Source organism: Comamonas piscis (assembly GCF_014109725.1).
GTDB classification, from domain to species: Bacteria; Pseudomonadota; Gammaproteobacteria; order Burkholderiales; family Burkholderiaceae_C; genus Comamonas; species Comamonas piscis.
The window spans coordinates 1,970,983-1,990,824 of sequence record NZ_CP058554.1 but is presented as its reverse complement, the minus strand read 5'-3'; the positions used below and the strand labels follow the sequence as shown (position 1 = coordinate 1,990,824).

15 protein-coding genes are annotated in these 19,842 nt (G+C 61.7%); 6 read left to right on the top strand and 9 right to left on the bottom strand.

What is annotated here, in order from left to right:
• Positions 1-93 precede the first annotated feature (93 nt).
• The gene (locus HS961_RS08835) at positions 94-1,206 is read left to right on the top strand and encodes an AI-2E family transporter (RefSeq protein WP_182327343.1); all 1,113 of its coding nucleotides are present in this window, start codon (positions 94-96) and stop codon (positions 1,204-1,206) included.
• 340 nt (positions 1,207-1,546) lie between these two features.
• On the opposite strand, the gene ppk2 is transcribed toward HS961_RS08835, so the two are convergent.
• The 3 genes from ppk2 to murJ all read right to left on the bottom strand — a co-directional run bounded on the left by ppk2 (position 1,547) and on the right by murJ (position 5,112).
• Complete coding sequence (gene ppk2 / locus HS961_RS08830; protein ID WP_238347843.1) at positions 1,547-2,419, bottom strand: polyphosphate kinase 2; 873 nt, start codon at positions 2,417-2,419, stop codon at positions 1,547-1,549.
• Between the two features lie 118 nt (positions 2,420-2,537).
• The gene (locus tag HS961_RS08825; protein WP_182327341.1) at positions 2,538-3,458 is read right to left on the bottom strand and encodes a SirB1 family protein; all 921 of its coding nucleotides are present in this window, start codon (positions 3,456-3,458) and stop codon (positions 2,538-2,540) included.
• Positions 3,459-3,546: 88 nt separating this feature from the next.
• Positions 3,547-5,112: a murein biosynthesis integral membrane protein MurJ gene (gene murJ, locus HS961_RS08820; protein ID WP_182327340.1), complete on the bottom strand. Its 1,566-nt coding sequence runs from the start codon at positions 5,110-5,112 to the stop codon at positions 3,547-3,549.
• A gap of 118 nt (positions 5,113-5,230) precedes the next feature.
• Between murJ and rpsT the strand changes: the two genes are divergently transcribed.
• Positions 5,231-5,527, top strand: a complete 297-nt coding sequence (gene rpsT / locus HS961_RS08815; protein ID WP_021025539.1) for a 30S ribosomal protein S20 — start codon at positions 5,231-5,233, stop codon at positions 5,525-5,527.
• 236 nt (positions 5,528-5,763) lie between these two features.
• On the opposite strand, the gene HS961_RS08810 is transcribed toward rpsT, so the two are convergent.
• Positions 5,764-6,126 carry a DUF3579 domain-containing protein gene (locus HS961_RS08810; RefSeq protein WP_182327339.1) on the bottom strand — a complete coding sequence of 121 codons (363 nt, stop codon included), beginning with the start codon at positions 6,124-6,126 and terminating at the stop codon, positions 5,764-5,766.
• 378 nt (positions 6,127-6,504) lie between these two features.
• Here HS961_RS08810 and HS961_RS08805 point away from each other — a divergent pair, with 378 nt between their 5' ends.
• Positions 6,505-7,707 carry an aspartate aminotransferase family protein gene (locus HS961_RS08805; protein ID WP_182327338.1) on the top strand — a complete coding sequence of 401 codons (1,203 nt, stop codon included), beginning with the start codon at positions 6,505-6,507 and terminating at the stop codon, positions 7,705-7,707.
• A gap of 17 nt (positions 7,708-7,724) precedes the next feature.
• Positions 7,725-8,645, top strand: coding sequence for an ornithine carbamoyltransferase (argF, locus tag HS961_RS08800; protein ID WP_182327337.1), 921 nt, complete (start codon positions 7,725-7,727; stop codon positions 8,643-8,645).
• Positions 8,646-8,761: 116 nt separating this feature from the next.
• Here argF and ahpF read toward each other — a convergent pair whose 3' ends face one another.
• Entirely contained in the window at positions 8,762-10,333 is a 1,572-nt protein-coding gene (gene ahpF / locus HS961_RS08795) for an alkyl hydroperoxide reductase subunit F (protein ID WP_182327336.1), read from the bottom strand.
• Positions 10,334-10,468: 135 nt separating this feature from the next.
• A complete protein-coding gene (gene ahpC, locus HS961_RS08790) occupies positions 10,469-11,032 on the bottom strand; it encodes an alkyl hydroperoxide reductase subunit C (RefSeq protein WP_021025534.1) in 564 nt (187 codons plus the stop codon).
• A gap of 408 nt (positions 11,033-11,440) precedes the next feature.
• Here ahpC and bfr point away from each other — a divergent pair, with 408 nt between their 5' ends.
• Positions 11,441-11,917 (top strand): bacterioferritin, encoded by a 477-nt coding sequence (gene bfr, locus HS961_RS08785; RefSeq protein ID WP_021025533.1) that lies wholly within the window; start codon positions 11,441-11,443, stop codon positions 11,915-11,917.
• Between the two features lie 374 nt (positions 11,918-12,291).
• Complete coding sequence (locus HS961_RS08780) at positions 12,292-14,490, top strand: TonB-dependent siderophore receptor (protein ID WP_182327335.1); 2,199 nt, start codon at positions 12,292-12,294, stop codon at positions 14,488-14,490.
• A 107-nt stretch (positions 14,491-14,597) separates the two neighbouring features.
• On the opposite strand, the gene HS961_RS08775 is transcribed toward HS961_RS08780, so the two are convergent.
• The 3 genes from HS961_RS08775 to HS961_RS08765 are packed head-to-tail and all read right to left on the bottom strand — an operon-like array spanning position 14,598 to position 19,794.
• On the bottom strand, positions 14,598-15,572 hold the full coding sequence (locus tag HS961_RS08775) for an alpha-E domain-containing protein (protein WP_182327334.1): 975 nt from the start codon (positions 15,570-15,572) through the stop codon (positions 14,598-14,600).
• Between the two features lie 46 nt (positions 15,573-15,618).
• Positions 15,619-17,106, bottom strand: a complete 1,488-nt coding sequence (locus HS961_RS08770; RefSeq protein ID WP_182327333.1) for a circularly permuted type 2 ATP-grasp protein — start codon at positions 17,104-17,106, stop codon at positions 15,619-15,621.
• 60 nt (positions 17,107-17,166) lie between these two features.
• On the bottom strand, positions 17,167-19,794 hold the full coding sequence (locus tag HS961_RS08765; RefSeq protein WP_182327332.1) for a DNA internalization-related competence protein ComEC/Rec2: 2,628 nt from the start codon (positions 19,792-19,794) through the stop codon (positions 17,167-17,169).
• Positions 19,795-19,842 lie beyond the last annotated feature (48 nt).

The window sequence follows — 19,842 nt, the reverse complement described above, 5'->3', positions numbered from 1 at the left end:
TCCCCAATCGGGCAGGCCTCTGTGATGGGCCTTCCCCGCGCGCAGCAGGGGCCAGACCCTGGCCCACCGACTCGCTCTGATGGATGGCCTACCATGCAACCGGATTCTGCAACGCCTTCGTCCAACAGCCCTGGCCAGCCGGCCAGCGGCATCAAGGACCTGCCTCACCTGTGGCGCCCTCCCCCGGCGCACTGGGGAGTGCGCGTAGCATCCTATGTGCTGATGGGCGCCGGGCTGCTGCTGATCATGCTCAACGGCTTGCTGGTGGGCCTGCTGGCCGCCTGTGCCGGCTACACCTTCACCTTGTTCCTGGTGCTCAAGATCCGCGAGCTGAGCCGGGTACCCACCGCACTGAACACGCCGCCGCCATTGTGGATGGAATACCTGGCCGTCACCATCGTGCTGGTCGTGCCCGTGGTGCTGGTCACCCTGGGCCTCATCCATTCGCAAGGCTATTTGCTCAATGCGCCGCAGCAGTACCGCGAGATGCTGGTATCGATGGCCAAAACCCTGCTGGACCTGCGCAGCAAGCTGCCGCCCGAGCTGGCCAATGTGCTGCCTGATGGCGTGCAGGATCTGCAGCAGCGGGCAGCCGAGTACCTGGGCACGAAGGCCGGCGCCATCGCCAATATGGGCCGACTCTGGCTCACCGGCCTGCTCTATGTGTTTGTGGGTCTGTTGATTGGCTCGCTGGCCGCTGTGCGCCACAGCCGCCATTCCCATGCCCCCCTGGCCTACCAGCTGCAGCTGCGCGTGCAACGCTTTGGTGATGCCTTCCGCCAGATTGTGGCGGCCCAGTTCTGGATCGCGCTGTTCAACACCATCCTGACCGCCATCTTCTTGCTGGGCATTCTGCCGCTGATCAATATGCGCCTGCCTTACAGCGGCGCACTGATCATGCTGACCTTCTTTGGCGGGCTGATTCCCATCGTCGGCAACCTGGTCTGCAATGCGGTCATCACCACCGTCGGCCTGTCGGTTTCACCGCTGACGGCCGTGGCCTGCCTGGCGTTTTTGGTGCTGATCCACAAGGCCGAGTACTTGATCAACGCCAAGGTCGTTGGCGCCAAGACGCATATGGGCGTCTGGGAACTGCTGTCGGTGATGTTTGTAGCAGAGGCCATTTTTGGCCCTGCCGGGCTGGTGGCTGCGCCGCTGTTCTACGCCTATCTGAAAAAAGAGCTGTTTGCGGCTCGGTTGATCTAGCATCCACCGCTTTGGCGCTGCACCAAGTGGAGGTGCAGCGCTCCCCGCCTCCTGGCCGACCTCTGCGCCTTCATCGTGCCCACACCACACCACACCATGCACTGCGCCAATCCCAGCGCAACGGTTGGCTTTTAGCCTCCCTCTTTGCGCTCTGCCTTCGGCATCCCTCAGTCCTCAGCAGCGTGTCCTGCAACCATTCCAAGAACAGCACGGGTTCGCTGCACTGCGCCCTCCCCTATCTTCTACACCCACCGCCACCTGTATCTGCAAAAAATCCAGGCATAAAAAAACCTCGGTGGTTAAACCGAGGTAATTTTTATTGACTGATCGAGAAGCTTTATTAATAAACTTCTGGAACGTACATAGAAGCGGGAACAGGAAGGCGGCTGTAATCCGGATGGCGTATGCGCTCGGGCAGCACTACGTTCTCATGGTCTACATCGGCGTACGGCACCTGGGCCAAGAAGTGCGCAATGCAGTTCAAACGCGCTTTCTTCTTGTCATCAGCATGCACCAGCCACCAGGGTGCCTCGGGGATGTGGGTGCGCTCCAGCATCACTTCCTTGGCCTTGGTGTACTCTTCCCAGCGGACGCGGCTTTGCAGGTCCATCGGAGAGAGCTTCCACTGCTTGAGCGGGTCATGGATACGGCCCAGGAAGCGCAGATGCTGCTCTTCATCGGTGATCGAGAACCAGTACTTGACCAGCAAGATACCCGAGCTGACCAGCATCTTCTCAAAGTCGGGCACCGTGCGGAAGAACTCTTCGTACTGGTCATTGGTGCAAAAACCCATGACCTTCTCGACACCAGCGCGGTTGTACCAGCTGCGGTCAAACAGCACGATCTCGCCAGCTGCAGGCAAATGCGCCACATAGCGCTGGAAATACCACTGCGTACGCTCGCGGTCATTGGGGGCCGGCAAGGCTGCTACACGCACCACACGCGGGTTCAGGCGCTGGGTGATGCGCTTGATCACACCGCCTTTGCCCGCTGCGTCCCGGCCTTCGAACAGCACAACCACCTTTTGGCCGGTGTGCTGCACCCAGTCCTGCAGCTTGACCAGTTCCCCTTGCAGCCTCAATAGCTCGCGAAAGTACTGGTAGTCGTGTTCTGTCATTCCAGCGGCGAACGGCGCGCCCAGCATGCCGTCCTCCATCTCGAGCTCCAGAGACTCGTCATAGTCATCCATCACATCACGCGCAATCTTGTGCATGACGTCTTCTGGTGAAATTCCTAATCGATCTTTCATAGTGGCGCATCCCTAGTGCCTCTATCATGCCCAAGTTGTGTGACGACCGAATGACAAGAAAATGTCAAAACAACGTCAAATGTTACATTCGTTGCAGATCTAACAGAGCGGCACGTATATGGGCAGCATCTGCAGGGCTGCCAGTCTGGTTCAGGTACTGCTGCAGGTCTTCTCGGGCGCGGTCATGCACGCCCAGCTCCGCATAGGCGAGCCCCCGATCGCGCAATTCCGTCCACTCGCTGGGCTGCAGCACCAGCAGGCGGTTTTGCACCTCGATCAACTTGGCCCAGCTTTTATCGCTGCGGTAGACCTCCTTGAGGTTGGAGAGCATGCGCACAATGATGTCGCGCGGGCTGGCGGCCTGCAGGTACAAGCCCAGCGGCACATCGTCTTCATCGACGCGGTGAAACGCCTTTTGCATGGGCTCAAGCATCTCCGCCAGCATATTGCTGGAAAAGGACTGGCCCGACAGCGGATCGAGCACGATCTGCCCTTCTGCCACGCTGACCTTGAGCAAAAAATGACCTGGAAAACAGATGCCATGCGCTGGCAGCTGCAAAGCCGAGGCCAGCTCCAGCCAGATAACCGCCAGCGACACGGGGATGCCGCGCCGGCGGTGCAACACTGCGTTGAGGCAGCTGTTGTCCAGCGCATAAAAGTCGTTGGAATTGCCCTGAAAACCCCAATCGACGTAGAAGCGATGGTTCAGGGCCTTGAGCCGGGTCAGGGCACTGCGGCTGTTGGCATCGCGGCTTTCCATCAGTTGGCCCAGCAGCTGATCAACCTCGTTCAAGACTTGCTGGGTATCGAGCTGGGGGTATTCGATGCAGGCCACCGCAGCGGCGGCTTCGAGCAGCGGAAAGCCATCGTCACTGCTGACCAGCGATTCGAAATGCTCCAACGGTGTGGGGATAGAAAAGCGGAAGTCCATACACATCCCAACTGCAGCGCCTTCGCATACATTGCCGGCACCCAGGTGCGCTGCCAGTGCCATGGTTTCCATGTATACCACCAGATGGGCTGGCATGCAGGTTCTGCGCAGTGGAAATTGCGCAAAAACCGCATATTCCCTAATAGAGGGAACTATTCCGTCAGCGGCGCAACAAGGCGCGCAGTTTCATGCCGGACAGCATCAGTACGCCAAAGTACAGCAGCACCGAGCCGGCCATCCACAGCGCCAACAGGCCTACGCGCTCCAGGCGCCTGGCGCCCATCGCCACCCAGTCAGTCATCTGTGCCCCCCAGGCCAAAAAGATGGTCAACAAAGCGACGGCCAGCGCCACCCGCGCCAGAAAGATCCACCAACCAGGCCGTGGCTGGAAGCTGCCGCGCTGGATCAAACCCACCAGCAGCCACAGCGCATTGATCACGGCACCCAGGCCAATCGACAGGGCCAGGCCGGTGTGGGCCATGGTCGGCACCAGCACCACGTTCAGCAACTGCGTCAGCACCAGCACGCAGACGGCAATCTTCACCGGCGTGCGGATGTCTTGGCTGGCATAAAAGCCGGGCGCCAGCACCTTGATCGCCACCATGGCCAGCAAGCCCACGCCATAGCCTTGCAAGGCCAGCGCGATCTGGTTCACATCTGAGCCTTTGAGCGCGCCGTAATGGAACAGCACGGCCACCAGGGGCTTGGCAAACACCAGCAGGCCGGCCGCACAAGGGGCCGCCAGCAGCACGACAATGCGCAGGCCCCAATCCAGCATGGCGCCATAGCGCTCATCGTCACCCGCTGCCTTGGCCGCTGACAGCTGCGGCGTGAGCACCACGCCCAACGCCACGCCCAGCAAGGCGGTGGGGAACTCCATCAGCCGGTCGGCATAGAACAACCAGGTGACGCTGCCCGGCGCCAGGTAGGACGCAATCTGGGTGTTGATCATCAGCGAGATCTGGGCCACGCCCACACCCAGCAAGGCCGGCGCCATCAAAGACAGAATGCGGCGCACCCCGGCATCGGCCCAGGCCGCCTTGATGACAGAGGGCCGGCAAGAGATACGCGGCAGCATGCCGATGCGGCGCAGCGCCGGAAACTGCACCAGCAGTTGCAGCACGCCACCAGCCATGACCCCCACCGCCATGCCGTAGATGGGCTCCAAGCCATGGCTGCGCATCCAGGGCGTCAGCGCCAATGCAGCCACAATCATGCTGACATTGAGCAGCACCGGCGTGAACGCCGGCACGATAAAGCGCCGCCAGGTATTGAGCACACCAGCGGCCAGTGCCACCAGGGACATAAAGCCGATATACGGAAACATCCAGCGCGTCATCAGCACCGCCGCGTCATAGCTCTGCGGGTTTTGGCGCAGCCCGCTGGCCAGCAACCAGACCAGCGCGGGCGCGGCAACCACCCCCACCACACAGGTGATGGCCAGAATCCAGAACAGCACCGTCGCCACGCTGTGCACCAGATCCCGCGTACGCTCCTCGCCCTCCTTGGTCAAGGTGGTGGCCAGCACCGGCACAAAGGCCTGGCTGAAGGCCCCTTCGGCAAACAGCCGCCGGAACAGATTGGGAATGCGAAACGCGACATTGAACGCGTCGGTCAATGCGCTGGCACCAAACATGGTGGCCATCAAAAGATCGCGGGCAAGCCCCGTAATACGCGAGAGCAGCGTAAACAGGGAGACGGTGGAGGCGGCTTTGAACAGTGACACACCGGGCAGTGTAGCCGTGCCACTGGCGGGAAATAGGTGGATATCTGGATTTCTGAGTAGACAGCAGCTATAATGCCCGATTCACTGAAAACATCCGCAGACTCAAAGGACACTCATCATGGCATCTAAGCCAGTCAAGAAAAACCCCCGTTTGGCATCCGGCCGCAAGCGCGCCCGCCAAACCATCAAGCTGAACGCCGCTAACACCTCGCTGCGTTCCAAGTACCGTACCGCTATCAAGAACGTGGAAAAGGCTGTTGCCGCTGGCGACAAGACCAAGGCCACCGAACTGTTTGCCAAGGCTCAATCCGTGCTGGACACGATTGCAGACAAGGGCATCTTCCACAAGAACAAAGCTGCTCGCGATAAGAGCCGCATTGCTGCCAAGGTCAAAGCCCTGGCACTGGCCGCCTAAGCCCATTAGGCAATCGCACGGGCAGAATCCTCTGCCCGCCGTTTGTAACGGGTGCGCTCTCAGTGAACTAAAAAGCCGTCGCAAGACGGCTTTTTTCGTTGTGCGGGCTACTACGACAGAACGTCGTTATCGTACGGTACGCATAGCCAACCAACCAAGTCCGCGCAGCATGGATCTGCCCGCCTGAGCCAGAGCCCAGCCAGCGACCAGCACCGGCCGCAAAAAAGGCCTGGAAATCAGGCCTTGGTCGTATCGCTAGCGGTGCTGGCACCCGGCTTACCGGGATCGAGAGGCACCTCGGGAATCAGGCAGGCATCGGTGGTCTGCAGACCATTGTCCCGCGCAAAGTTCATCACAAAGTCCCAGGCCATCGGCTCGTGCAGCTGCAGATCGCGCTTGACGATCACACACTTGGCGCCATTCATCGTCGTCGGAACACACCAGGGCGAATAGCCCAGATGGCTGCCACGGCGTGCGCCACCGGGGCGAAACTGGCTCATCACTCCCGCGAGACGCTCCGCCCAGTCGCTGGGGCGAAAGGTCTTTCCATTCTGGGTCAGGCCCAGAATGAAGACTTCTTGAGATGTTGGAGAAACCATGGGGTGGAAGCCTCTGATAGACACCTGGCGGGCAGGATCACTGCCCCAGGCCAAACCCGTATTTTAACTCTTATATAAGAGATCGGTGTGTACAAGGCATAAGTTCAAAACATCAAAAGATGCAAAAAACACATAACCTGCGGCGGCAAGCTATGGCGGATTGGTACGGCATGGCTGGCCGATTCACGCGATCTCCAGTCTAGGCATGGGCTGTTGACAGCCGAGTGACGCTTACCGACTGCGATTCTGTGATGCGCATTCTTCACTAGTCTGTCGCCGCCCAGCCCCTAGAATGGGTATTCCGCTCGGTTCCGTGCCATAGGGGTGTGGGGCCTAGGCGGATTTTTTGATTCTGATCCTTTTTTCCGGAGATTTTCCATGCAAGACACCGTCAAGCCTTCCGAGCCCCACGTGATGACTACCTATGGCCGCGTGCCGGTCGCACTGGAACGAGGCCAGGGCGTGCGTGTGTGGGATGTCAATGGCAAGGAATACCTCGACGCGCTGGGTGGCATCGCGGTCAACACGCTGGGCCACAACCACAGCAAGCTGGTGGCTGCACTGCACGACCAGATGACCAAGCTGATCCACACCAGCAACTATTACTATGTGCCCGGCCAGGAAAAGCTGGCGGCCTTGCTGGTCGAGCGCTCGAAGATGACCAATGTCTTTTTCTGCTCCACCGGCCTCGAAGCCAATGAAGCGGCGATCAAGATCTCGCGCAAATACGGCGTGGACAAGGGCATTGAAAAGCCAGTCATCGTCGTGTTTGACCACGCATTCCATGGCCGCTCAATCGCTACGATGAGCGCCACCGCCAACCCCAAGGTGCGCAACGGTTTCGGCCCCCTGCTCGACGGCTTTTTGCGCGTGCCCGCCAACGACTTTGTGGCGCTGCAAGAGGCGACCGAAGGCAACCCCAATATCGTCGCCGTGATGATGGAGCCCATACAGGGCGAAGGCGGCCTGCACCCGATGCGCGCCGAGTTCATGAAGCAGGTGCGTGAGCTCTGCGACGCCAAGGACTGGCTGTTTGTTGTCGACGAAATCCAGGCCGGCATGGGCCGCACCGGCAAGTGGTTTGCCCACCAGTGGTCCGGCATCGTGCCGGATGTGATGTCCCTGGCCAAGGGCCTGGGCTCCGGCGTGCCGGTGGGCGCCGTTGTCGCGGGCCCCAAGGCCGCCAAGGTGCTGCAACCGGGCAACCATGGCACCACCTTTGGCGGCAACCCGCTGGCCATGCGTGCCGGTGTGGAAACCATCGCCATCATGGAAGAAGAAGGCCTGCTGGCCAACGCCACCAAGGTGGGTGACTACCTGCAGGCAGCCTTGAACCAAGCACTGGCCGGAACACCTGGCTTTGTTGAAGTGCGCGGCCAGGGCCTGATGATTGGCGTGGAGCTGAACAAGCCTTGCGGTGAGCTGATCACGCGCGGCGTGCAAGAAGCCGGCCTGCTGTTCAGCGTGACTGCCGACACAGTGATCCGTATCGTGCCACCGCTGATCCTGACCGAAGCCGAGGCCGATGAAATCGTCACCAAGCTGGTGCCGCTGGTCAAATCCTTCCTGGCGGGCCAGTAAGCCCAGAAAAGAACGCAATGAAACACTATCTGCAATTCCAGGACTTCACCGCTGACGAATACGAATACCTGCTCAAGCGCGCCACGCTGATCAAGCAGAAGTTCAAGGGCTATGTCACCCACCACACCCTGGCTGACCGCACCTTGGCGATGATCTTTGAAAAGGCCAGCACCCGCACCCGTGTGAGCTTTGAAGCCGGCATGTACCAGCTGGGCGGCTCTGTCGTCCACCTGACCACCGGCGACAGCCAGCTGGGCCGCGCCGAGCCCATCGAGGACAGCGCGCGCGTGATCAGCCGTATGACCGACCTGGTGATGATCCGCACCTTCGGCCAGGACAAGATCGAGCGCTTTGCAGCGCACTCGCGCGTGCCGGTCATCAACGGCCTGACCAACGAGTTCCACCCCTGCCAGATCCTCGCCGATATCTTCACCTTCATCGAGCACCGGGGCTCCATCCAGGGCAAGACGGTGGCCTGGGTGGGCGATGGCAACAACATGGCCAACACCTGGCTGCAGGCGGCCAACCTGCTGGGCTTCAAGGTGCATGTCAGCACCCCCAGCGGCTACGGTATTGATGAGAAGCTCGCCTTCAGCGGCCGCCCCTACAACAAGGACTGCTACCAGCTGTTCAGCGACCCGCAAGAGGCCTGCAAGGATGCCGACCTGGTTACTACCGATGTGTGGACCAGCATGGGCTATGAAGAGGAAAACGAAAAGCGCAAGAAGGCCTTTGCCGACTGGTGTGTCGACCTCGACATGATGGCCGTCGCCAAGAAGGACGCCCTCTTCATGCACTGCCTGCCCGCCCACCGGGGCGAAGAGGTGCAGGCCGAGGTCATCGACGGCCCGCAGTCCGTCGTCTGGGACGAGGCAGAGAACCGCATGCATGTGCAAAAGGCCTTGATGGAATACCTTTTGATCGGCAAGCAGGGTTAAACCACCACACCGCCAGCCCTTCTTGGGCTGGCTGAGCCACCCGTCCCCTCCTGACGTAGCGATGCCCCGAACCTTTCGGTATCGGGGCATTGTTATGTCAGCGCCTACCCGGCAGATCAGGCGGCGGGTGCCGTCGTGCGGATCAGGTGGTCAAACGCGCTCAGCGCGGCAGTGGCACCAGCACCTGCGGCAATGACGATCTGCTTGTAAGGCACATTGGTGCAGTCGCCTGCAGCAAACACGCCGGGCAGGTTGGTGTGGCCCTTGGCATCGATCTCGATCTCGCCAAAGGGGGTCAGTTGCACGGTGCCCTTGAGCCAGCCGGTGTTGGGCAGCAGGCCAATCTGCACAAAGATGCCTTCCAGCGTGACGGTCTTGGTCTCGTCATTCGTGCGGTCCTTGTAGGTCAGGCCGGTCACCTTCTTGCCGTCACCATTCACCTCGGTGGTCTGCGCATTCAGGATGATGTCGACATTGGGCAAGCTGCGCAGCTTGCGCTGCAGCACGGCGTCCGCCTTCAGCTCGGAGGCGAACTCCAACAAGGTCACATGCTTGACCACACCCGCCAGGTCAATAGCGGCCTCGACACCGGAGTTGCCACCACCGATCACCGCCACGGCCTTGCCCTTGAAGAGCGGGCCATCGCAGTGCGGGCAGTAGGTCACGCCCTTGGTGCGGTAGGTGTCCTCACCGGGCACATTCATGTTGCGCCAGCGCGCGCCGGTCGACAAGATCACCGTGCGGGCCTTGAGCTTGGCACCCGACTCGGTTTCGATCTCAATCAGGCCACCCTCTTGCGCTGCAGGCGTCAAGGACTTGGCGGTCTGCAGGTTCATGATGTCGACCTCGTAGTCGCGGATATGGCTCTCCATCGCGGCCGCAAACTTGGGGCCATCGGTCTTGTTGACCGAGATGAAGTTCTCGATGTCCACGGTATCGAGCACCTGGCCACCCAGGCGCTCGGCTGCAATGCAGGTGCGGATGCCCTTGCGTGCCGCATAGATCGCAGCTGCTGCGCCAGCGGGGCCACCGCCGACAATTAGCACATCAAAGGCATCCTTGCCCGAAATCTTCTGCGCTTCGCGGGCTGCGGCGCCGGTATCCACCTTGGCCACAATCTCGGCCAGCTCCATGCGGCCCTGGCCAAAACGCTGGCCGTTCACAAACACGGTGGGCACGCCCATGATTTCGCGGTCTTGCACTTCCTTCTGGAACAGACCACCATCGATCGCGGTGTGCGTGATCTTGGGGTTGAGCACGGACATCAGGTTCAGCGCCTGCACGACGTCCGGGCAGTTATGGCAGGACAGCGAGTAGAAGGTCTCGAAGTGCAAGGGCGTATCAATATTGCGCACCTGGTCGAGCAGTTCAGCCGATTCCTTCGAGGGGTGGCCGCCCACTTGCAGCAGCGCCAGCACCAGCGAGGTGAATTCATGGCCCAGCGGCACACCGGCGAAACGCACGCCGACATTGGTGCCGGGGTTGGTGATCAGGAAAGAAGGCTTGCGCACATCGGCCGCATTGTCTTCGACCACCGAAATCTTGTCGTTCAGTTCTTTGATATCGGCCAGCAGCTGGCGCACTTCCTTCGACTTCTCACCGTCATCCAAGGTAGCCACCAGCTCGACAGGCTTGGTCAAGCGCTCCAGGTAGGCTTTCAGTTGGGCTTTCATGGTGTTGTCGAGCATGGGACTTCCTTCAAACTTCTTGTGCCAAGCCTCATTGGCTTGCAGCACTTTTAAAAAACAAAAAGCCCGGGCGCCAGGCACCCGGGCGTCTACTACGTTGGAATTGCAGCAGTAAAGAAAGACTTAGGCTTGGTCTTAGATCTTGCCGACCAGGTCCAGCGAAGGAGCCAGGGTCTTTTCGCCTTCTTGCCACTTGGCAGGGCAGACTTCACCGGGGTGCGATGCCACGTACTGGGCAGCCTTGATCTTGCGCAGCAGGTCTTCTGCATTGCGGCCGATGCCTTCAGCGGTGATTTCCATGGCTTGGATCACGCCTTCTGGATCGACGATGAAGGTGGCACGGTCTGCCAGGCCTTGGCCTTCGCGCAGGCAGTCAAAGTTCTGGCTGATTTGCCAGGTTGGGTCACCCAGCATGGTGTACTTGATCTTGGCGATGGTGTCCGAGGTGTCGTGCCATGCCTTGTGCACGAAGTGGGTGTCGGTCGACACGGAATAGACTTCCACGCCCAGCTTTTGCAGTTCTGCGTAGTGGTCAGCCACGTCGCCCAGTTCGGTGGGGCACACGAAGGTGAAGTCGGCAGGGTAGAAGAAGAACACAGCCCACTTGCCCAGGACGTCTTTTTCGGTCACTTCGATGAACTTGCCATCCTTGAATGCTTGCGTCGCGAAAGGCTTGATCTTGCTATTGAGTACGGACATGGATGTTTCCTTCTGTTAGGTAAAAAACGATTGACAGGGGTTAGTGTAGAAAGACTTTCATAATTGATCAATTCAATTAATATAATCATTTCAATTTAAACAAACTATTATTTAAATACTGACCCAAGGCAGATTGCTATATGCGGGCCAAGCTGCCATTTGCAAGCCTGCACAGCGCAACACAGCCCCACCAAAGCAACTTAGCACAAGGGCATGACTGCACCATTGCGCTGCAGCAACGCGCATCATGCAAGCAGTGCTGCGGCCCGTCAAATGAGAACACGACTCAGCCTTACACGCAGCCAGAGCGAAAGCGCGGGGGATAAGCGCTGCCGGGTTTGGTTGCTTGACCTTTCGCAAGGACAATAGCCCCAATACCCGTCACCTACACAAGAGAAGGAGCCCACCATGAAAGGCGATCCCAAAGCCATCGGTTTTCTGCAAGCGCAGCTGAAAAACGAACTCACCGCCATCAACCAGTACTTCCTGCACTACCGCATGTACAAGCACTGGGGTCTGGACAAACTGGCCAAGAAGGAATACGAGGAATCCATCGGCGAGATGAAGCATGCCGACTGGTTGATGGACCGCATCTTCATGCTGGATGGCCTGCCCAACCTGCAAGACCTGGGCAAGCTGCAGATCGGTGAAGACGTGCCGGAAGCCCTGGCCTGCGACCTGCGCCTGGAGCAAGCCGCACAAGCCACCATCAAGGACGGCATTGCCCATTGCGAGACCGTGCGTGACTATGTTTCGCGCGACCTGCTGCAAAAGATTCTGGACGACACCGAAGAGCACATCGATTTTCTGGAAACCCAGCTCGACCTGATCGACAAGGTCGGCATCCAGAACTACCTGCAGTCCATCATGGGCGAGGTCGAATAAATCTCCCGCGCAGCAACGCACCACAAAAAGGACCTTCGGGTCCTTTTTTGTTGTATCTGTCGCACAAACCTGCTTGCATTGATGGTTAAACAGTAATCATTCTCAACTTCAATTACACTGCGCCTTCATCTTTCTTCGCACGCCAGCATCGTTTGTTTACCGGTGCCAGCCAGCGCACCGGGTCATCCCCAACGCCATGCTGCGTGCACGCCGATCTCTTCGCCTCGCGGTCCACCAGACCGCAGCTGGGCGCCTTGGATGCCAGCAGCTGCATCCACAGCGCAGCCTCCTCGCATGGCCCGTGGTCCGGCCCGGTAAAGCTCTAGCGCTGCGCTTTCAGCGCGCCTTTTTTCCGCGTTCAACACCCGATCACCATGTCTGACACCCTGTTCCCCACAGCCGCGCCGCGTGCGCTGCATACCGCATTGCACACGGCCTTGTGGGCCGCCCTGGCCTGCTGGGGCGGCAACGCGCTGGCGCAAAGCGCGGCGTCCACGACTGCAGCCCCTGCAGAGACCACGCTCGCACCCATCACCGTACAGGGCGAAGCCAACGCCGAGACGGCGACTGGCCCGGTCAAAGGCTTTGTCGCCAAGCGCGCCATCTCGGCCACCAAGACCGATACCCCGCTCATCGAAACGCCGCAAGCGATCAGCGTGGTGACCCGCGACCAGATTGAGGCCCAGGGCGTTACCACCTTGCGCGAAACCACGCGCTATGCGGCCGGTATCAACTCCAGCTATTTCGACAACCGGGTCGACAGCTTCAAGGCTCGGGGCGGCGATGTCAGCCAGTACCAGGATGGGCTGCTGCGCACCTATGGCACCTACAACAACATCAAGGTGGAGCCCTATACCCTGGAGCGGGTCGAGTTTCTGCGCGGCCCTTCTTCGGTACTCTATGGCCAGGGCAGCGTGGGCGGCGTGCTCAACCTGACCAGCAAGCGCCCGCTGGACCAGCCCCAGCGCGAGGTACAGCTGCAGCTGGGCAGCCATAGCCGCAAGCAGATTGCCAGCGACATCACCGGCCCCATCGACGACGATGGCCGCTGGCTCTACCGCCTGGTCGCAGTCGGCCGCGACAGCAACACCCAGGTCGACCACGTCAAGGACGACCGGCTGGTCATTGCGCCCTCGCTGACCTTCAAGCCCTTTGCCGGCACCTCGCTGACCTTGCAGGCCATGTACCACAAGGACAAGAGCGGCTCGATCACCCAGTTCTTCCCCTGGCAAGGTACGCGCCTGCCCAGCGCCTACGGGCAAATTCCCACCAACACCTTCATCAGCGAGCCGAACTTTGACAAGTACGACTCCGAGAACAAGTCCTTTGGCTACCTGTTCAGCCACCAGCTGAACGACAGCTGGACCCTGCGCCAGAACCTGCGCCGCACCACCAGCGAGGTGGACTACCGCACGCTCTACACCAGCTTTGCCGCCAACGCTGCTGCAGGCCGCCCTGCCCGGCCGGTGTTTGATGCCGACGGCCGCACGGTGCAGCGCGATGCTGTCTGGCAGGTCAACGGCGGCCGCATGCTGCTGGTCGATACCCAGCTCGAAGGCAAGCTGCAGACCGGCGATGTGCAGCACACCGTGCTGGCCGGCATGGACTGGCAGCGCAACACCACCAGCACCGCCAGCTGGCGCGCGCTGGGCACGCCGCTGGATGTCTACAACCCCGTCTACGGCTCGTTCACGCCGCCCTCGGCATCGCAATTGGTACAGGCGCCCAATGTGTCGCAGCGCCAGCTGGGCTTTTACCTGCAGGACCAGCTGCGCTGGGGCGACTGGACGGCCACCGCCGGCCTGCGCCGCGACCATGCCAAGACGGAAACCGAAGGCCGGCCCGCAGCCGCGGCTGACGACTCCGCATGGACCAAACGCCTGGGCGTGACCTACCAGGCCGGCGGCGGCTGGGCGCCCTACATCAGCTATACAGAGTCCTTCCAGCCGCTGGGCGGCGTGGACTTTTACGGCACGCCTTACAAACCGCAGCGCGGCAAGCAGGTGGAAGCCGGTGTGAAGTGGATCCCCGAAGGCAAGGGCATCTCCGGCTATGCCGCGGTCTACAGCTTGCGCGAGGAAAACCGCAAGACCAATGACCCCGCCAATCCGCTCAACAGCCTGCAGCTGGGCGAGGTCAAAACCCAGGGCTTTGAAGCCGAGATGACCGCCAGCCTGGCCAAAAGCTGGGACTGGACGGTTGCCTATGCCTACACCGATGCCAAGATCAGCCGCAGCAATGCGGGCGACCAGGGCCAGCGCGTGGCCGCCGTCTCGCGCCATATGGCATCGAGCTGGCTGATGCACCGCTTTGCCAACCAAGGGCGCGGCGGCTGGAGCGTGGGCGCCGGCCTGCGCTACACCGGCTCGCAATGGTCGGGCACCAGCGCCATCGACACGCCCTCGTCCTTGCTGACCGACGCGATGGTGGCCTATGACAGCGGTGACTGGCGCCTGGCCTTCCATGCCAACAACCTCACCGACAAGGTCGTGATCACCCAGTGCCTGTCACGCGGGGACTGCTTCTACGGCGAACGCCGCAACTTTCTGTTGACTGCGACCTACCGCTACTGAACGCCAAGGATCAGCCTGGATCGCGGGCAGCGGAATGCCCGCGACATGGATGCAAAAAAAGGCTGCGATAAGAACGCAGCCTTTTGCCTTTCTGGCCCGCCGGAGAATCAGGCAGGCACGGGGTCCGTGGTCGCAAGAAAATCCTGGCCGATGCGGCCGCCCAGCGCATGCACCCGTTCCAAGAAGCGCACCAAAAATGCGTGCAGGCCGGTGGCCAGCAGCTCATCGATGCGGCCATATTGCAGCTCGGCCAGCAGCAGGCCGGCCTGGCGCTGGGTCTCGGCAGAATGGTCGTTGCCAACGGCCTCCAGAATCTGCACCACCTCATACATGCTGGCATGCAGGGAGCGCGGCATGTCGCGCCGCAAAATCAGCATCTCGGCCACGCGCTCTGGCGTGATCACATTGCGGTAGACCTTGCGGTAGACCTCGAACGCCGAGACGCTGCGCAGAATGGAACTCCAGTGGTAAAAATCCGAGGGCAGGCTGCCTTTGCCCGGCTGGTAGGAGCCGTGGTAGTCGTTCTTCACCGCGTGGAAGCGCACGTCCAGCAGGCGGGCGGTATTGTCTGCCCGCTCGATAAAGGTACCCAAGCGCAAAAACAAAAAGGCATCGTCTTGCAGCATCGTGCCCGACACCACGCCGCGTGACAGGTGCGAACGCAGCTTCACCCATTCAAAGAACCTGGCCGGGTCGCTCTCGAACTTCTTGGCCTTGAACCAGCGGCCCATGTCCAGCCAGGTCATGTTCAAGGTCTCCCAGGCCTCGGTCGTCAGCGCGCCGCGCACCGCACGGGCGTTCTCACGTGCGGCCAACAGGCAGCTGTAGATCGACGAGGTATTGGTCTCATCGCGCACCATGAAGTGCAGCACCCCATCCAGGGTGATCTCGCCATGGCGCTCATAGTAGGCAGGCAGCAGCTCGCTGATGGACAGCACACTCTGCCAGGCCTTGGCCGCTGCCGTGGCGGACTGCGGCAGCATGGAGGTCTCGTAGCTCACATTGAGCATCCGGGCAGTGTTTTCCGCCCGCTCGGTGTAGCGGGACATCCAGTAGAGGTGGTCGGCGGTTCGGCTCAACATAGTCAGATTCTTTCGGTGGCAAGGGGATGGCTTGGGCGCGTAAACCTCAGGGCTGCGGGCCATCCCATTCGCTGTAATCGTCCTCCGGCCCACGCAGCACCCAGGTGTCCTTGGTGCCGCCGCCTTGCGAGGAGTTGACCACCAGGGAGCCATCCTTGAGCGCCACCCGGGTCAGGCCGCCGGGGACCATCTGCACCTCTTTGCCACTCAGCACAAAGGGCCGCAGGTCGATATGGCGGGGGGCGATGCCACTCTCGACATAGGTGGGGCTGCTCGACAGGCTGAGCGTGGGCTGCGCAATATAGCCATTGGGCTTGGCCTTGAGCGCGGCGCGGAAGGCCTCAATCTCGGCACGGGTGGAAGCCGGGCCAATCAGCATGCCGTAGCCGCCAGCGCCATGCACTTCCTTGACGACCAGCTCATCCAGATGGTCCAGCACATAGGCCAGGTCATCGGGCTTGCGGCACATCCAGGTCGGCACATTCTTCAAGATGGCCTCTTCGCCCAGGTAGAAGCGGATCATCGCCGGTACATAGGGGTAGACCGATTTGTCGTCCGCCACACCGGTGCCCACCGCATTGCAGATCGCCACATTCCCCTTGCGGTAGGCCTGCATCAACCCCGCGCAACCCAAGGTGGAGCTGGAGCGGAACACCGTGGGGTCGAGAAAGTCGTCATCGACCCGGCGGTAGATCACATCCACCCGCTGCAGGCCCTGGGTGGTGCGCATGTACAGCACGTCGTCGCGCACCAGCAGATCCTGGCCTTCGACCAGCTCCACGCCCATCTGCTGCGCCAAAAACGCATGCTCAAAATAGGCGCTGTTGTACATGCCCGGGGTCAGCACCACCACGGTCGGGTTGTTGGCCGCATGGCTGGGCGCGCTGGCACGCAAGGTGTCCAGCAGCATATCGGGGTAATGCGCCACAGGCGCCACCGCATGGCTGCTGAACAGGCCCGGGAACAAGCGCATCATCATGCGCCGGTTCTCCAGCATGTACGACACGCCGGACGGCACACGCAGGTTGTCTTCCAGCACATAGTAGGTGCCCGTGCCATCGGCATCGGCGGCGCGCACGATGTCGATGCCGGCGATATGCGCATAGAGGTCCATGGGCACATGCACGCCCCGCATCTCAGGGCGGTACTGGCTGTTGTCCAGCACCAGGTCGCGCGGCACAATGCCGGCTTTCAGAATCTCCTGGCCGTGGTAGACATCGTGGATAAAGCGGTTGAGCGCCGTCACGCGCTGCACCAGGCCTTTTTGCATCTGCACCCACTCGTGCGAGGGGATGATGCGCGGGATCAAATCAAAAGGAATCAAGCGCTCGGTGCCCGAGCCGTCTTCGTCCTTTTCGCCATAAACCGCGAAGGTGATGCCTACGCGGCGGAATATCAGTTCCGCCTCCTCCCGCAAAGCCTGCATCTTCTCGAAGGGCTGCTGCTGCAGCCATTTGGCATAGCTTTGGTAATGCGCTCTTTCGGCACCTGCTGCATAAGGCAGGCCCTGGTACATCTCATCGAACTTTTGCATCGCAAAATCCTTTTCTGGCATGAGGAGCTTAGCAAGTTTCGCGCCACCCACAGCTAAGTACTAACCTTCATCAAGAATTAGGGGCTGATTTGTTTTGTTTATATCCAATGTCCTACGAGTTTGGCCCACCTCGACAGCCTCGTGGCGCCAATAACGGGGCCGCTTTTGCCGTTCACACACCAGCACCTCTGGCTGATCGGATTGCCAATGTGCTGCACCGCAATGGACCGTGTTGCGCAGCCCAATCCGCATCTCTTGGTAACGCTGCTGCACCGCAGCAGCCGGGTGCCTGAAGCGGTTGCGGTAGCCCGTTTGCGCCACCACCCAGCGCGGCCGCACCGCCGCCAGCAGCGGCTGTGTGGACGAGGTATTGCTGCCATGGTGCGGCGCCAGCATCAGGTCGGCACGCAAAGCGGCGGGCGCATCAGCATGGCGCTGTACCAGTGCGGCCTCCTGGGCGCGCTCGATATCGCCTGGCAGCAGGGCCGCAGCCGCATAACCGCCGCGTGCCGCTGCCTCAATGCGCAGCACACAGCTCATGGGATTGCCCGAGCTCTGCCTGGGGATGGGGCTGTCGGCAGTGCCTAGCTCCTGCTCCCCGGGAAACAGCACGCTGAACTGCACGCCATCCCAGGTCCAAGCCTGACCCGCGGCGCAGTCTTGCCAAGGCGCGGCGGCAATGCCCAGGCGCTGGCGCTCATGGGGCAGCAGCGAGCCCATCACCGCCACAGGCCGCAGCTGCTCCACCACCGCCTCGGCGCCGCCGGTATGGTCCACATGCCCATGGCTCAGCACTAACAGATCAAGCCGGCCGCTATTCAGCCCGTGCACACCCATGGCCCGCATGGCAGGCACCACCACCCGGTCGCCGGCATTGCTGCCGGGGCCGTACAGCGGGCCTGCGTCATACAACAGGCTGTGCCGCGCGGTCTGCACCAGCACCGCCTGGCCTTGGCCCACATCCAGCGCCCATAGCTCAAACTGCCCATGCGCCGGCCGCAGCGGTTGCCACAACAAGGCGGGCAGCAAACAGGGCAAGCCCAGCAGCCGCAGCCGCCAAGGCCAGGGCAGCACCAGCCACACGCCACCCACCACGGCAGCCAGCCCCGCCCAAGCAGGGGCCGCCGCCAGCCACAGCGCTGCATGGGGCCAGGTGGCCAGCCATTGCAAGACGGCCATCAAAGGGCGCAAGGCCCAGGCCGCCGCGTCCCACAATGGGGGCAGCACAGCACCCAGCAAGGCCAGCGGCGTGACCACCCAGGTCACCCAGGGGATGGCCAGCAGATTGGCCAGAAAACCCACCACCGACACCTGGCCAAACAGCAACAGGGACAAGGGCGTGATCGCCAAGGTAACAACCCATTGCTCGCGCAGCAGCTGCAAAGCCGCCGCCAGCGCGCCGCGCAGGCCACGCGCCGCAGGGCTGGCCTGCGGCAGCGCGGGGCTGTGCCGGTCCGGCCCCCGGTCGGATGCAAACAGAATGCCCACCGCCAAAAAGCTCAGCCAAAACCCCGCCTGCAACAACGCCATCGGCTGGGCCAGCACCACGCAGACACAGGCCAGCAGCCAGCGCATATACCAGGGCCACTGCCGGCCGGTGGAGGCCAGCGCTGCGACGACGACCAGCATCAGCACCGTGCGCTGCGCCGGAATGCCCCAGCCGCTGAACACCGCATACAGCCCCGCACACACAACGCCACCCCACAGGGCCACATGCGGCGCCGGCAGCAGCAGGCACAGCGCCGGGCTGCGCCGCCAGGCGATGCGGATCATCGCTGCCGACACCCAGGCAAACAAGGTAATGTGCAGGCCCGATATGGCCATCAAATGCGCGACGCCGGTGATGCGGAATACCCGCCAGTCTTCGCGGTCAATCGCCCGCTGCTCACCAGTCACCAGTGCTACCAGCACGCCGGCAATGCCTGCCCATTCCGCTGCCTGCGGCCGCCCGGCGGGAGCGAGTTGCTGCACCATGGCATCGCGCACCTGCTGCCGCAAACGCTCTACCGCATAGCCTTGCTGCGATGCCAGCAGCGCAGGCGCCTGCGGCTGGCCATGGCGCACATAACCGGTCGCCTGCACCCCCAGCTCCCACATCCACATCTCGTAGTCAAAGCCATGCGGGTTGAGGCTGCCGTGGGGCGCACGCAAGCGCAAGGGCAGCCGCCAGCGCTGGCCGGCCTGCAGCAGTGGCAAGGCGTCGTCAACAGAGACTCGCGGTTCTGCTGGAACACGCGCAAATGCGCGGTGGTCTGCGCGGTACCACGCCAGGTCCATCAGCGGCGGCACCGCTACGGGCTCCCCGTCGCGCCAAGCCCGCTCGATCTTCAGGCGAAAGCGCTGGCCGCCCGCCACTGGCAAGGGCATCGCCACCACCACGCCTTCCACCTGCAGATCAACCCCTTCCAACGCTGGGATCAGTGCAGTGCTGGCCTGGTTGGCCGCGCGCAAGCCCGCCAGACCCAACGCCAGCGCGGCTGCAGCCAGGCAGCACAGGGCGCGGTCCGGCCACCGGGCAGGCCTGCGCCAACGCGCCAGCAACAAGGTAGCGACAACGCCCAGCAGCGCGCAGGCAGCGTAGTACGTGCCGGGCCAGAGGCTGGCTTGGTGCAGCTGCAGTGCCGTGCCCGCCAAGATGCCCCACAGCCACGCGCTAGGGCGCCAGCCGGCGGTAGATGTCTCCTTCATCCACCCATGCTATGCAGGGCCGCATCCCCGCCCGACCCGGGCTTGCCC

Excerpts from the sequence above, each read along its gene's own strand:
- HS961_RS08765 (WP_182327332.1), bottom strand. The coding sequence starts at position 19,794 with ATGAAGGAGACATCTACCGCCGGCTGGCGCCCTAGCGCGTGGCTGTGG.
- ahpF (WP_182327336.1), bottom strand. The coding sequence starts at position 10,333 with ATGCTCGACAACACCATGAAAGCCCAACTGAAAGCCTACCTGGAGCGC.
- HS961_RS08780 (WP_182327335.1), top strand. The coding sequence starts at position 12,292 with ATGTCTGACACCCTGTTCCCCACAGCCGCGCCGCGTGCGCTGCATACC.
- argF (WP_182327337.1), top strand. The coding sequence starts at position 7,725 with ATGAAACACTATCTGCAATTCCAGGACTTCACCGCTGACGAATACGAA.
- bfr (WP_021025533.1), top strand. The coding sequence starts at position 11,441 with ATGAAAGGCGATCCCAAAGCCATCGGTTTTCTGCAAGCGCAGCTGAAA.
- rpsT (WP_021025539.1), top strand. The coding sequence starts at position 5,231 with ATGGCATCTAAGCCAGTCAAGAAAAACCCCCGTTTGGCATCCGGCCGC.
- HS961_RS08810 (WP_182327339.1), bottom strand. The coding sequence starts at position 6,126 with ATGGTTTCTCCAACATCTCAAGAAGTCTTCATTCTGGGCCTGACCCAG.
- ppk2 (WP_238347843.1), bottom strand. The coding sequence starts at position 2,419 with ATGCACAAGATTGCGCGTGATGTGATGGATGACTATGACGAGTCTCTG.
- HS961_RS08770 (WP_182327333.1), bottom strand. The coding sequence starts at position 17,106 with ATGCAAAAGTTCGATGAGATGTACCAGGGCCTGCCTTATGCAGCAGGT.
- HS961_RS08835 (WP_182327343.1), top strand. The coding sequence starts at position 94 with ATGCAACCGGATTCTGCAACGCCTTCGTCCAACAGCCCTGGCCAGCCG.
- HS961_RS08775 (WP_182327334.1), bottom strand. The coding sequence starts at position 15,572 with ATGTTGAGCCGAACCGCCGACCACCTCTACTGGATGTCCCGCTACACC.
- HS961_RS08805 (WP_182327338.1), top strand. The coding sequence starts at position 6,505 with ATGCAAGACACCGTCAAGCCTTCCGAGCCCCACGTGATGACTACCTAT.
- HS961_RS08825 (WP_182327341.1), bottom strand. The coding sequence starts at position 3,458 with ATGGAAACCATGGCACTGGCAGCGCACCTGGGTGCCGGCAATGTATGC.
- ahpC (WP_021025534.1), bottom strand. The coding sequence starts at position 11,032 with ATGTCCGTACTCAATAGCAAGATCAAGCCTTTCGCGACGCAAGCATTC.